12 protein-coding genes are annotated in these 13279 nt (G+C 33.4%); 4 read left to right on the top strand and 8 right to left on the bottom strand.

The features are described 5' to 3' along the window. Positions 1 to 59 precede the first annotated feature (59 nt). The 3 genes from ACTCAF_RS00430 to ACTCAF_RS00440 are packed head-to-tail and all read left to right on the top strand — an operon-like array spanning position 60 to position 5807. On the top strand, positions 60 to 1571 hold the full coding sequence (locus ACTCAF_RS00430) for an ATP-binding protein (RefSeq protein ID WP_463061326.1): 1512 nt from the start codon (positions 60 to 62) through the stop codon (positions 1569 to 1571). Further along, complete coding sequence (locus ACTCAF_RS00435; protein ID WP_463061327.1) at positions 1556 to 3466, top strand: hybrid sensor histidine kinase/response regulator; 1911 nt, start codon at positions 1556 to 1558, stop codon at positions 3464 to 3466. The genes ACTCAF_RS00430 and ACTCAF_RS00435 overlap by 16 nt, the downstream gene beginning before the upstream one ends. Beyond that, complete coding sequence (locus ACTCAF_RS00440) at positions 3450 to 5807, top strand: ATP-binding protein (RefSeq protein WP_463061328.1); 2358 nt, start codon at positions 3450 to 3452, stop codon at positions 5805 to 5807. Before ACTCAF_RS00435 ends, ACTCAF_RS00440 begins: the two co-directional genes overlap by 17 nt. Here ACTCAF_RS00440 and ACTCAF_RS00445 read toward each other — a convergent pair. From ACTCAF_RS00445 to ACTCAF_RS00455, 3 genes are all read right to left on the bottom strand, one after another. Next, positions 5804 to 6136 carry a hypothetical protein gene (locus tag ACTCAF_RS00445; protein WP_463061329.1) on the bottom strand — a complete coding sequence of 111 codons (333 nt, stop codon included), beginning with the start codon at positions 6134 to 6136 and terminating at the stop codon, positions 5804 to 5806. The two genes, ACTCAF_RS00440 and ACTCAF_RS00445, sit on opposite strands and share 4 nt — an antisense overlap. A gap of 188 nt (positions 6137 to 6324) precedes the next feature. Next, entirely contained in the window at positions 6325 to 7659 is a 1335-nt protein-coding gene (locus ACTCAF_RS00450; RefSeq protein ID WP_463061330.1) for an alanine/glycine:cation symporter family protein, read from the bottom strand. A gap of 86 nt (positions 7660 to 7745) precedes the next feature. Then, positions 7746 to 8675 carry an ornithine cyclodeaminase family protein gene (locus ACTCAF_RS00455; RefSeq protein ID WP_463061331.1) on the bottom strand — a complete coding sequence of 310 codons (930 nt, stop codon included), beginning with the start codon at positions 8673 to 8675 and terminating at the stop codon, positions 7746 to 7748. 212 nt (positions 8676 to 8887) lie between these two features. Here ACTCAF_RS00455 and ACTCAF_RS00460 point away from each other — a divergent pair, with 212 nt between their 5' ends. Next, on the top strand, positions 8888 to 9274 hold the full coding sequence (locus ACTCAF_RS00460) for a class II SORL domain-containing protein (protein WP_463061332.1): 387 nt from the start codon (positions 8888 to 8890) through the stop codon (positions 9272 to 9274). 26 nt (positions 9275 to 9300) lie between these two features. Here ACTCAF_RS00460 and ACTCAF_RS00465 read toward each other — a convergent pair whose 3' ends face one another. The 5 genes from ACTCAF_RS00465 to ACTCAF_RS00485 are packed head-to-tail and all read right to left on the bottom strand — an operon-like array spanning position 9301 to position 13275. Beyond that, positions 9301 to 10044 carry an acyl-CoA dehydratase activase gene (locus ACTCAF_RS00465; RefSeq protein ID WP_463061333.1) on the bottom strand — a complete coding sequence of 248 codons (744 nt, stop codon included), beginning with the start codon at positions 10042 to 10044 and terminating at the stop codon, positions 9301 to 9303. 17 nt (positions 10045 to 10061) lie between these two features. After that, a complete protein-coding gene (locus tag ACTCAF_RS00470; protein ID WP_463061334.1) occupies positions 10062 to 11051 on the bottom strand; it encodes a 2-hydroxyacyl-CoA dehydratase family protein in 990 nt (329 codons plus the stop codon). A gap of 4 nt (positions 11052 to 11055) precedes the next feature. Further along, positions 11056 to 11352, bottom strand: a complete 297-nt coding sequence (locus tag ACTCAF_RS00475) for a hypothetical protein (protein ID WP_463061335.1) — start codon at positions 11350 to 11352, stop codon at positions 11056 to 11058. Positions 11353 to 11354: 2 nt separating this feature from the next. Beyond that, on the bottom strand, positions 11355 to 12788 hold the full coding sequence (locus ACTCAF_RS00480) for an RtcB family protein (RefSeq protein ID WP_463061336.1): 1434 nt from the start codon (positions 12786 to 12788) through the stop codon (positions 11355 to 11357). Continuing rightward, positions 12763 to 13275 carry an EVE domain-containing protein gene (locus tag ACTCAF_RS00485; RefSeq protein WP_463061337.1) on the bottom strand — a complete coding sequence of 171 codons (513 nt, stop codon included), beginning with the start codon at positions 13273 to 13275 and terminating at the stop codon, positions 12763 to 12765. Before ACTCAF_RS00485 ends, ACTCAF_RS00480 begins: the two co-directional genes overlap by 26 nt. Positions 13276 to 13279: the final 4 nt, after the last annotated feature.

The raw sequence follows: 13279 nt of genomic DNA on the forward strand, positions 1-13279 counted from the left end.
AGTTTACCATATTATATTTTACTATTAGAAAAACAAGAATTTTTCAAGAGGTAGTTTATATGTGCAGTAATGAAGCGTTAAAAAAGTATAAAATTATTTTTGAAACATCAGGGATTCCCATTTATACCGTATCAAAAGATGAGAGACTTTTGGAAGCAAATCAAGCTTTGGCAGAAATTATGCAAACTGACCTTGAAAATCTCATCGGAAAACCTGTCGAAAATTTTTACCTCAATAAAGATGACAGAAAAAAATTTTTGGAAGATTTGCAAAAATATAAAAAGCTTAGAAACTACAGGCTAAAATTTAAAACATTAAAAAATAAAATCATTACTGTCCTTGCAAATGTGCAGCTATGGGATGATGAAAATAGCGAAATCATGCATCACGGTGTGTTGATAGATATTACTGATGTTTTAAACCTGCATGAAAAAGTTAGCGCCATTGAAAACCTTGAAACCAATAACAAACTGTTAAAAAACTTTATAAAAGATTTAAAAGATGGTTTTACGGAAAGACTTGGGCTTGTTGATTTGCTTTTAATAGATTATCCGGATAATGAAAAATTATACCGACTTGAAAGCGGTATTGAAAAAAGTCTCAATCAGATAAACAGATTTGAATCGCTTTTCCCCGATGAAAATGTTCTGGTATCCGATATTGAACTAAACAGCTTTATAATTGAGCACAAAAAGCTTTTTGATGAATTAATCCCTGATAATATTACCATTTCTGTCACTACCACATCATCTGACTTAAATATAAAGGGGGATTATACAAGGGTTTTGCAGATTTTTACAGGTATTATTCAAAATGCGGCTGAGGCCATTGAGAAAAAAGGAATTGAAAAGGGGAAAATCAATATTACTTTATCAAAAATAGATTTAACAAATCATCCATACCTGCCTGATGGCAAATACGCTGAAATTGTGATATCTGATAACGGTATAGGAATAAAAGAGGAGAATATTAACAAAATTTTTTCGCCAGACTTCTCAACAAAGAGTAATAAAGGATTAGGACTTGGACTGACAGCAATATTTTCTACTCTTAAAGAATACAAAGGTGATATCACTGTCAATAGCAAAGAGGGTGAAGGGGCAGAATTTACAATATATTTACCATTATCCGACAAATCTGCAGAAAATACCGACATAAACGAGTCTGAATTTTTAAATGAAATAAGCAATTCAATAACAATATTTTTCGTGGATGATGATGACTTTATCAGAAGCGGTGTATCAGCAAATCTTGAAAGGGAGGGATTTAACGTTATCCAATCTGACAGCCCCAGAGATGCCTTGAGTAAGCTCGAAGAATATTTCCCTTTGATAGATATAATGATTCTTGATGTAAAAATGGCTGGAATGAGTGGCGGCAAACTCTATGAAACAATCAAAGAAAAATTTGGCCAAATACCGGCAATATTTATTTCCGGTTACAGTGATGATGAGGAAATTTTAAGACTGAAGCAAAATTTCACTTTTCTAAAAAAACCTTTTACCACGAAAGATTTGGTCAGAGAAATACACAAGGTAATAAATGCAGGTGATGAATGGATGAAATTGTAAAAAGTAAAATACTTGAAACAGTTTTAAACTCAAGTACCAGGGGAATCTGTATTATTGATAGTAATGGGGTGTCTGTTCTTATCAACAATGCAGGTCTTGCAATCTTAGGCTATGAAAGAAATGACATTTTAGGCAAAAATTTTCACGATATTGTTCATAAAACAAAAAATTTTAAGATAAGTAATAAAGAATGTATTGTATGTCAATCCCAAATAGACGGCTTAGCTTATAATAATGTATGTACCAGATACAAAAAAAGTAACGGAGAAATTATACTGTTACAGATAAGTGTTTACCCTTTCAAAATCGAAAGCAATGATTCATGGTGGATTTTGCTTTTATTTGAGGAAATTACAGATAAAAATCTTGCAATATTAAACCTTGAAAATATTATCGAAATGGTTGAGCAATCTGAAGCAGGCTTTGTAATTACTGATATTGAAGGAAATATTGTATATGTAAATAATGGTTACACAAAAATTACAGGCTATGAAAAAAAAGAATTACTTGGAAAAAATCCAAGGATATTAAAATCAGGCAAACATAATAAAGAGTTTTATAAAAGACTGTGGTCTACAATATTATCGGGAAATACTTTTAACGATATTTTTATAAACAGAAAAAAAACCGGAGAAATTTATTATGAGGAAGATATAATATTCCCGATAAAAGACTCATCCGGTAAAATAAACAAGTTTGCAGCATTAAAAAGAGATATTACAAAAGAAAAATTGCTGGAAGAAAAATTATTTCTTGTACAAAAACTTGAATCAATTGGTCAGCTCGCCAGCGGCATAGCCCATGATTTTAACAATATTCTGACAGGTATCAATGCATATCTTGAAATGTTTGGCTACCTTGAGTTGCCTCAAAAAGCAACCGAAGTAGTGGAAAAGATAAAGGAGCTTGCAAAGAGGGCTGAAAATCTGGTCAGTCATCTTTTGGGATTTAGCAGAAAACAGATGTTTTCCCCTGCGACTACAACATTTAGCGCGCTTATCAACGATTCGCTAAAAATGCTCAGAAGATTAATTCCTGAAAATATTGAGCTTGTTTTTGAGAAAAACATTGATGACGAATGCCCTATCGATATTGACAAAACGCAGTTTAGTCAGATAATTATGAACCTCGTTATAAACAGCAGAGATGCTCTGCTCGGGTCAGATAAGGATAAAAAGTTAATCAAAATCATTCTTGACAAGCCTGTTTTAAGTGATTTTGACCTTGTAGAGGAAAAAAACTATCAAAAATTTATAAAATTTTCAGTCTATGACAATGGGACTGGAATAAAAGAGGAATTTATAAATAAAATATTTGAACCTTTTTTTACCACCAAACAGGTTGGAAAAGGCACAGGGCTCGGTCTTGCTAGTGTGTACGGCATAGTAAAACAAAATAAAGGTTATATCTTTGTAGATACCAAAGAAAGTGAATATACGAGATTTGATATTCTATGGCCCTGCTTTGACAGTAATAATAACAAAAAAACCGATGCCAATAAGATGTCCATATTTGAAGATATTCACGGTAGCGAAAATATATTGATTGCCGAAGACGAGCCTGGACTTTTAAATATAGTATCTGAGCTTTTTGAAAAATCAGGCTATAATGTATATAAAGCCAAAAACGGGTCTGAAGCTCTTGAAATATTAAAAAATACCCCCATCGATTTTATAATTACTGACCTCGTAATGCCGGAACTTAATGGAGATAAACTTCTTGCTGAAGCCTGTAAAATTGGCATAAAAGTTCCTGCAATTATAACCACAGGCTATGAAAAAGATATAAGAAAAGATATCATTGACAACTGCTTTAATTATCAAGTAGTTACAAAGCCTTATAGACCTTTGAATATACTGAAGCTTGTAAGGGGAATACTTGACAATAAAAAATAAAGTAATAATCACTTTTTTAATCTTCCTGACGTTGGTTACTTCTTCGTTTGCTCAAAAAATCAAGGTAGGTTTCTGGGAAAATAAACCACTATCCTATGACGAAAATGATGGTTATAAAGGGTTTATTGTAGATATTTTCAAATATATTGCAAAGAAGGAAAATATCGACTATGAAATGAAAAAAGGCAGCTGGAGTCAGCTTTACTCTGATATTTCAAACGGAAATATCGATGTCTTTTTCCCAATTGGATTTGCAGAATACAGACTTCAATATATGAACTTTTCCAGATACCCTCTTTTTGAAAATTGGGGTCAGATTATCACGACAAGAGACAAGAAAATAAAATCATTTTACGATTTGCAAGGAAAAACGATTGCCGTGCAATTTAACGATATCTTTTTGATGGCCACAAATGGCCTTGGGCTTGTATTGGACAGACTCAATATTGATGTCAAATACTATTTTGTGGATAATTATGAGGAGGCAGTAGACGCCGTTATTAACAAAGGTGTTGATTGCGCTCTTGTGGCAAGAAACTATACATTTGCAATTGTCTCGGAAAATATTACAACCACTCCGATTATCGTAAAACCGATAAAAACTCACTTTGCTTACAGTAAAAATCTCAATGAAGATATAATCAATAAAATTGACAATGCGATAAAAAGCCTTCTCGAAGATGAAAATTCTTATTATTACAAGAGGTTAAAATATTTTTCAGAAGGTATGTATCTGCACAACCCCATTCTGCACTTCATCGAGGAAAATTATATTTTTGTATCATTGACAATTTTGCTTATTTTCACACTTACGGTTATAATAATCCATACTTTCAAAAAAAAGCTTTATCTTGCTACAATTGAAGTTAAAAATGAGCGAAAAAAAATTGTAAAAATATTAAACAATCTCTCTGATCCGGTAATTCTGTTTAATCACAAAGGGATTGTTGAGTTTTTAAACATTGCAGCAAAAAATACTTTTGATATTTTAGATTTTGGCAAGTCAGTAGCCGATTGCCAGTATCAAATTGAAGATAGAAATAAAAATATAATAAAATTTGAAGAATTTTTTTCTTCAGAAAGTCTTGAAAACTACTATACCATAAAAAATACACGAAAAGGGGATATTATTGCTGAAATCTCCATTACAAAAGTAAAAAATGAAAATACAAATGATAATGACTATATAGTAATGATAAATAACATTACCAAAGCAATACAAAATATCGAAATCCAGACAAAAATTGACAAACTTGAAACAGTGGGAAAAATAGCTGCAGGCATTGCCCACGATTTCAATAACTATCTTGGAGCAATGTCAAACTATATTATAGCAGTAAAATCAAAAGGAATTATAACTGAAGAAATACAAAAGGTTGAAAATCTCATATTCAAAAGCAAACATTTAACAAGGCAGCTGCTTACATTTGCAAAAGGGAGCAGCCTTGAAATAAAAAATACAGATATTAACAAACTTGTAAAAGAAGCGGCAGAATTTGCACTGAAAGGGAGCAGCACATCTTTGAATTTTGATATAAATCAGCCAGAAACACAAGGTAGTTTATGCGCTGATGTAGACGAAAATTATATCACGCAGGTTATTACAAATATTGTGCTAAATGCCAGCCAGGCAATGAATAACAAAGGGGAAATAGATATTTCAACTTCAATTGAATTTTTTGCAGAAAAAAACGAATACAATCTCTCAAAAGGGGAATATATAAAAATTGCAATAAGGGATTACGGCAGTGGAATACCGGAAGATATCAAGAATGAAATATTTGAGCCATTTTTTACCACAAAAGAAACCGGCAGCGGGCTTGGCCTTGCAATTTCGCATTCAATTATCAAGAAGCACAGTGGTTATATAACATTTAAAAATCTTGACAAAGGGTGTGTTTTTGAAATCTTTTTACCAAAAACCGAATGCAAGCTAAATAAAATTTCTGAAACAAAAGATGAAATCGATATTAAAAAACTGAAAATTTTGTATATGGATGATGAAGCCGACTTAAGAGATTCTTTTAAAATGATACTTGAAATTCTTGATTGCAATGTAACTGTTACTAAAAATGGAGAAGAAACGCTAAAAGAGGTTGAAAACAAAAAATTTGATATAATTGTCCTTGACCTGACGATAAAGGGCGGAATGAATGGTGAGGAAACAATTAAAATGCTTAAAGAAAAAGGTATTGACTCATATTTTGTAGTTTCATCGGGCTATTCTGATAGTGATATAATTACCGAATACAAAAAACATGGATTTGATTTTTACCTGCCAAAGCCTTTTGCGGTAGAAGACTTGAAAATGATGCTCGCTCAGGCATCAATAAGAGTTTAATATCTCTTACTCTTGAATATAAGATACATCGTAAAAGCTGTGAAAATTATCACGGCTGATAAAATAATGCCAAATTTTGAATAACTTATTGAATTTGCAACCCTGTAATTTATAACCCTTATGGATGTAAGTATCCACTCTACTATACTGAAAAAAAGTGCCCCTTGAATAATATAAAATGCAACCTTTTTTCTTATAAAAAACAAAACAGGCAAAAATAAAAAAATTACCACAAAGATAAGTTGCTGAGCTCTCAAAAAGTGTGCTGCGGTAAGAAGTGAGCAAAGTAGTAAAAAAATAAAAGGCAAAACTTCATCAAACTTTTTCATTGTTAGCTGTCCATTTTTTTCAAAGCTTTTAGCATAAATATAACTTCCATTGCAATAAGTTTTATCGACGATTTAAAATAATCAGAACGACTTCCAGTTTACTTTTAAAATAATAAACTAAAAAATGAGAGTAGCCTATATCGGCTACCCCCATTTATATATTTATATAATTTGTATACAATAAATTACTAAAATTTATCCATATTCTCCTTAGTAAGTTTTCTCAAAAGCAATGACAACCCTAAAAGCCCTATAAGGTTTGGGATAGCCATCATTCCATTGAAAAGATCAGAAATATCCCATACAAATGCTGTTTTCCTGTATGAGCCAAAAAACACTGTAAAAAGAAAAATAAGCTTGTAAAAATAAGAAAACTTTCCTCCAGTTAAAAATTTCATACACTGTTCGCCATAGTAAGACCAACCCAAAATAGTAGAGTATGCAAAAAATATCAATGCAATAGCCAAAAACCAATCCCCAAGGTTTCCATAAAAGCTGTTAAATGCAAGTGCAGTAAGCTCTGTACTACTTTTGCCTGACTCCCATGCACCGGTAGAAATAATTACAAGAGCAGTCATCGAACAGATGATTATTGTATCAAAGAAAACACCTGTCATTGCAATTAGCCCTTGCTTTACCGCATTGTCAGTTTTGGCTGCAGCATGTGCAATTGGAGCACTACCAAGACCTGCTTCATTTGAAAACACACCTCTTGCAACGCCATACCTAATTGCATCTCTTACCATCGAACCTGCAAATCCCCCTACCGCAGCAGCAGGTGAAAAAGCATGACTAAGAATAATTTTAAATGCCGCCAAAACTGCTGAAAAATTTGAAATTATCAAAATCAAAGAAATAACAATATAAAAAACTGCCATAAAAGGAACTAATTTTTCAGTTACCTTACCTATTCTCTTGATTCCTCCAATTATTACCAATGCTGTTATTACAACAAGGAAAATTCCAACTGCAATTTTTGGCACACCAAATGCATTATTTACTGCCAGAGCAACAGAATGACTTTGAGCCATGCTGCCTATTCCAAAAGATGCAAAAACTCCAAATATTGCAAACAATACTCCAAGCCACTTTTGCTTTAATCCTTCTGAAATATAATACATCGGGCCACCGATAGTAGAGCCGTCACTTAACTGTTTTCTGAAGTGAACAGCCAGCACAGCTTCGGCGTATTTAGTAGCCATACCAAAGAATGCTGTTACCCACATCCAAAAAATAGCACCAGGCCCCCCTGAAGCAATAGCAGTAGCCACCCCTGCGATATTACCTGTGCCAACAGTTGCAGAAAGAGCTGTGGTTAGTGCCTGAAAAGGTGTAATTTCACCTTTTTCACCAGAGCTTTTGTTGGACTTTAAAATAAGACTTAGTGCTTTTGGAAGTTTAAATATCTGAATAAAGCCAAGCGTAACCGAAAGCCACACACCTGTACCAAGAAGAAGTACAAGCATAACCGGCCCCCAAACATACCCATCAAGAGTCAAAATAATATTGTGAAGTTGCTCCATTTTTCACCTCATATTTTTTAAAAGAACGAGAAATATAGCATAATTAAAAAATTATTCAAGTTAAAATACAGATTATTTAAATTTGTTTAAAGCTTATTTATAAAATAGTTAGCAGTATATAAATCAAAAGCTGCACTGCCCACCGATTTAAAAATAGTTTTAGTATTGTTAAATTTTTTTACACTATTAACGACAATACCTAATTCTTTAATATCTTCTTTGTTAATTATACCCTTTTGTATAGGAATTATCAAATCGCCGCTCTCTTTCAAAGCAGACTTGCTATCTACAAACACGTTAAACGATTCATAAATGTTTTCTGAAATTTCTTGCATGTAAGGCCTGAATGAGCCGATAGCATTTATATGGACATCGGCTTTAAATTTACCTGAATCAGCAGCAAAAAGCGGTTTTTGACTGTTAGTTGCAGCAATAATTATATCGCTTTCATATAGATTTTCTTCTGATTTATAGCAATTTATATCTGCATCGGTAAATTTGTTGATTTTTTCAATAAAATTTTCAGTTTTTGATTCATCTCTGCCACAAATATATATTTTTTTGATATCCCTTACAGAAAGTGCAGCTAAAATTTGTGTTTCGGCCTGTGGCCCGGTGCCAAAAACAGTCAAAATTTTCGCTTTTTCAGAGGAAAGTATGTCTATGGCTGCTCCCCCTATTGCACCAGTCCTTATAGCGGTAAGTGTGGCTCCATCAAAAAATGCCTCAGAAATGCCGGTAACAGAATCGGCAAGCATTACAAAACCATTTATGCTCGGCAAATTGATTTTCAAATTCTCAGGACATACGCCTACATATTTAAATGCAACCTTTTTCAACTTTTCACTTAAAACCGGCATAAATAAAAATACATTTTTCTGAGATTCAATATGTTCACGAAGCGGGACGATAATTTCGTTATTTGCCAAATCTGACATTGCATTTTTCATTTCTTGAATTATTTCTTTAAAATCAGCCTTTAATATCATATCATCAGGAGAAATATACTTATACATAATAATCTCCATTTAAGTTTTTGTTAAAATACATAAATTTTCTTTAGCTGTAAAATATTTTCTAAAATATATAACCTATTTGTTCGAAATTTTTACAACATAACACTTAAAACATAAAATCATTGACTTTTAATTATATACATTCTAAATTAAATTCCAGCACAAAAATAAAAATTATGCTATAATAAAGTATACTAAATCAGGAGGTTAATATGGCAATTAGTGAATTTGTAAAAAGCGCAGACTTTAAGAATGAGAAACATGTACCGGTAATTGAATGTCCAAGCGGACTTAAAAAGGGTGAATTTTGTGACGTGGTTGTTACTGTAGGCAAAGATATTCCCCACCCTAACACTACCGAACACTTTATAAACTGGATTGCCCTGTATTTCAAACCTGCAGAAGGAAATATTTACAATCTTGGCAGAGCTGAATTTTTAGCTCATGGCGAATCTACAAAGGGGGCAAATCAGGGTCCAGCTTACACCAACCCGGTAGCATGTTTTAAAGTAAAACTTGATGAGCCAGGAAAACTTATTGCCGTAAGCTACTGCAATATCCACGGATTATGGGAAAGTGAAACAGAGGTAAAATTTTAATAAAATGCCGGCTTATGCCGGCTTTTTTAATAACCAAGACAACCAATGCAGCCGTTAAATTGAGAATTTTTCAAAGGTAAAATTTCAGTATTTATCTCTTTCTCAAGAAAATATCTTACAGCAAATATTGAAGCAACACCGCCTGACATAAAATATTTTTCAGATTTCATCCTTTTTACAAGTGGTGCAATTCTTTTTGCAATTGATTCATTAACACCTGCAGCAATTTCTCTGAAATCAACCCCTTCTGCAATTTTGCCGATTATCTCACTTTCACTGAAAATAGCACAGGTTGAATTTAATTTTACCGGATTTTCTGTGCATTCACCCAATTCTTTCAAATCCATTTTCAGAATATTTGCAGCCGTTTCCAGAAATCTTCCTGTGCTTGCTGCACATTTGTCATTCATTATGAAATCTTCGATAAAACCTTCGTCAACCTTTATTACTTTACTATCCTGTCCCCCAAGGTCAATTAGTGTAAAATTTTTAAGCCCCGTCTGCTCTTTTGCCCCCCTGAAATGAGCTTTAATCTCAGAAATTATTTCAGCATTGGCAAACGATAAAATATTCCTCCCGTAACCTGTTGCCACAACACGTTCAGGTTTATCTTCCAAAAAATCAAAATTTATCTCAATCTTATCATTTTTCCTTTTTACAAAATCTTTATAGAAAGTTACAGTGTCAATAATCTTAAAATTTATATCATTATTTTCCCTTATCGCTACCTTCACAAATCTGCTGCCTAAATCTATCCCCACATCAGCCATTTTTACCTCTAAAAAAATTAATTTTTCCTTTCATTAAGCATTTCTATAAATGACTCAAGCCTGATTTTTGTCCTTGCGTCAATATTTCCGGGGTCATTCCCTTCAATTGTGATTATCGGAACATCCAGACTCTTTTTTATTATGACATCCTGTATCTGTCTGTAACAAAAAGACTGGACATAGTGGATAATACCGTCAATTTTTCTATCTCTTACCTGTATTTTTATATCCTCTATCCTCTTGAAGATGTCATACGGATAAGTATAATCAAGATATCTTTGCACGTAGTCTTCTGAATTTGAAGGGATTGAAAACTGTCTTTGCACCTCATTAAAAACAACTGAAGCCCCCTTTTCTTCAATAAACTGATAAATATTGTCAAAAATTGGAGGCACTCCAATAAAGCCAAGTCTTATATTATTGTCCGCCACATTTCTTGATGTAGCCTTCTCAATAAAACTATCCAGCTCTTTTTCATACGTTTCAAAATCACCATTAAAATCAGTTGAAGTTACAAGCCACAGATGATTTTCAAATCCGCTAACCTTGCCATCAATAGTCATTTTATCCAAAATTTTCAACTTTCTTCTTATTTTATCTATTCTATCTTTTACTTTAATTACTTTATCAAATGAAACATTTAATCTCTTGCAGATTGTCAGAATTTCATTCTTGAGAAATTGATACGGATTTTCGTTGCCAAATGGATAGCCAAAAGGGTGCACCTTTATCCCTTCACTTTCAAAAAGCTCAATTAAAGCATGAGTATTGCTGCAATCCCCTTGAGTAACGGCTATCACTTCATCCACAGACCTTTTCATAACCGCTGTGTAAATACCTTTTATCCAATTGCAACTGTTTCTTGGTATTCCATTGTCTTCGGCATACTCCAAAAATTTATACGGAGATTTTGAAGTAATGAAAATATTGTTTAAATCCACAGGAATATTATTTGATGCAAAAACAATCTCCACAGGTATAGTTGTGGTAAATCCGATTTTTTTCATAAAGTTAATTCAGGCTAAACTCAATGTATCTTTTTATTTCGTTATGAAGACCTTTTCTATTTTTAAATATTATCGTATTGTTTTCAAAGTGTTTGTCTATTTCATTCATATCAACAATATGCACTACTCTTGCATCCTGAAGCTCTACTTCATACACTTTTGAAAACTCATTATATTTCTTGATTTTACCTTTTAGATTAAAATTTTGCTTTATAATATCAATATCGATATTGCTACCTGTGACATTAAATTTAACATCATCCCAACGCATATTGCTGAAAATTATCATCCATCTTTCCATAATTACCCCTTTATCACACAAACAGGCCTTAGCCTTGCAACTTTATTGGCTATATTAAGTCTATCAACCACTTCCACCACTTCCAGGACATCTTTATAAGCCTCTGGCATCTCTTCCATGAGAGATTTTTTCCCGCGACCTATTGCGTAAACTCCAGACTGAAGAAGCTCTTTTGCAATATTTCTGTTTTGCGAAGCCTTTATGGCAGCATTTCTGCTTAAAACCCTTCCAGCACCATGGCAGGCAGAATTGAAACTCAAAACTTCAGCATTTTTTCCACCGCACAAAACATATGAATATCTTCCCATATCACCCGGAATAATTACAGGCTGTCCGGTATTTTTATATTTGTCAGGCAATTCATAATGATTTTTATAAAGTGCCCTTGTAGCTCCTTTTCGGTGAACAAGCAAAGTTTTTTCTTTTCCATCAATCCTGTATTTTTCAAACTTTACAATATTGTGAGCCACATCATACACAAGTCTTGGCTTTAACCTTTCTACACCAACACCAAGAAATTCACTTATCGATTTTATGGCCAAATTCTGCAAAACCTGTCTGTTTGCCCAAGCATAATTTGCAGCACATTTCAGAGCAGAAATATAACTTTCCCCTTCCCCACTTTTTACCGGAGCACAAGCAAGCTGAATATCCTTTACCTCTATTTTGTATTTTTTTATAGCTTTTTCAAAAAGTTTTAGATAATCGCTGCAAACCTGATGACCAAGCCCTCTTGAGCCTGAATGAACCATAAGGGTTAGTTTACCCTTTGTAATCCCCCACGTGTAACTTTTATCCTCGTCATAAATTTCCTCGACAACACCTATTTCAAGAAAATGGTTGCCGCTGCCAAGTGTCCCCACCTGGTCATAACCTCTTTCAAAAGCTCTACTGCTTACCATTTCAGGATTTGCTCCTTTAAGACAGCCGCCAGATTCTGTCGATGCCAAATCATCAAAAGACGCAAAACCTTTTTTGAAAGCCCAGTTTGAACCTGTTGTCATAATCTCTTTTATTTCATTTTTGCTCAGTTTAAATTTTCCACCCTCTCCCACTCCACAAGGGATATCTGAAAAAAGCTTATTTACAAGCCTTTCATAATTTTTAATCTCATCAGCAATAATATCAAAGACAATCAACCTGACTCCACAGTTTATATCAAAGCCAACACCGCCAGGAGTAACCACCCCATTGTCCACATCTGTTGCAACTACACCGCCAATAGGCAGACCATACCCGTAATGTATATCAGGCATCGCAATAGAAGCCTTTACTATTCCAGGCAAGTATGCGGCATTCTTTACTTGCTTTAAGGATTCATCCCTTAAAATATCTTCTATCATACTGTCTGAGGCAAAGATGCGTCCAGGTACGAGCATCTTGTCCTCTTGTGGAATTTCGTAAATATAATCAGATACTTTTCTTAACTTCGTCATACCTTTTCATAACCTGATTTAAATTAAGCCCTGCCATCCTTATAATCTCCTCAAATTCTTCCCTGTTTACAGGCTGAATCGATAGTCTCATCCCTTTCTTTACAAGAAGCATACCATTTAAATTTTCATTGGTTTTAATAGAAGATAAACTAACTATTTCAGGAAAATCCATCAAATATTTTACATCCACCAAATACCATCTCGGATTATCTTTATCACTTTTTGGGTCAAAATATTTTGAAATTTTATCAAACTGTGTAAAGTCAGGATATGGCTTGCTTGCCACCAACGCAAGACCAATGCCACCAGGCACTTTGCAATTTGAATGATAAAAAAGCACCATATCCCCAATTTGCATATCATTTTTCATAAAATTTCTTGCCTGATAATTTCTTACACCATCCCAGGGTGTGGTTTGATTCTGTGCTTTTTTCAAGTCATCAAACGAAAAAGATTCAGGCTCAGACTTCATTAACCAAAATTTCATAAGA

This window comes from Deferrivibrio sp., from assembly GCF_055117995.1.

What these genes read in the sequence shown, in the direction of transcription:
- ACTCAF_RS00470 (WP_463061334.1), bottom strand. Translation starts at nt 11,051, where the DNA reads ATGAAAAAAATCGGATTTACCACAACTATACCTGTGGAGATTGTTTTT.
- ACTCAF_RS00475 (WP_463061335.1), bottom strand. Translation starts at nt 11,352, where the DNA reads ATGGAAAGATGGATGATAATTTTCAGCAATATGCGTTGGGATGATGTT.
- ACTCAF_RS00435 (WP_463061327.1), top strand. Translation starts at nt 1,556, where the DNA reads ATGGATGAAATTGTAAAAAGTAAAATACTTGAAACAGTTTTAAACTCA.
- ACTCAF_RS00450 (WP_463061330.1), bottom strand. Translation starts at nt 7,659, where the DNA reads ATGGAGCAACTTCACAATATTATTTTGACTCTTGATGGGTATGTTTGG.
- ACTCAF_RS00465 (WP_463061333.1), bottom strand. Translation starts at nt 10,044, where the DNA reads ATGGCTGATGTGGGGATAGATTTAGGCAGCAGATTTGTGAAGGTAGCG.
- ACTCAF_RS00445 (WP_463061329.1), bottom strand. Translation starts at nt 6,136, where the DNA reads ATGAAAAAGTTTGATGAAGTTTTGCCTTTTATTTTTTTACTACTTTGC.
- ACTCAF_RS00455 (WP_463061331.1), bottom strand. Translation starts at nt 8,675, where the DNA reads ATGTATAAGTATATTTCTCCTGATGATATGATATTAAAGGCTGATTTT.
- ACTCAF_RS00430 (WP_463061326.1), top strand. Translation starts at nt 60, where the DNA reads ATGTGCAGTAATGAAGCGTTAAAAAAGTATAAAATTATTTTTGAAACA.
- ACTCAF_RS00485 (WP_463061337.1), bottom strand. Translation starts at nt 13,275, where the DNA reads ATGAAATTTTGGTTAATGAAGTCTGAGCCTGAATCTTTTTCGTTTGAT.
- ACTCAF_RS00480 (WP_463061336.1), bottom strand. Translation starts at nt 12,788, where the DNA reads ATGACGAAGTTAAGAAAAGTATCTGATTATATTTACGAAATTCCACAA.
- ACTCAF_RS00460 (WP_463061332.1), top strand. Translation starts at nt 8,888, where the DNA reads ATGGCAATTAGTGAATTTGTAAAAAGCGCAGACTTTAAGAATGAGAAA.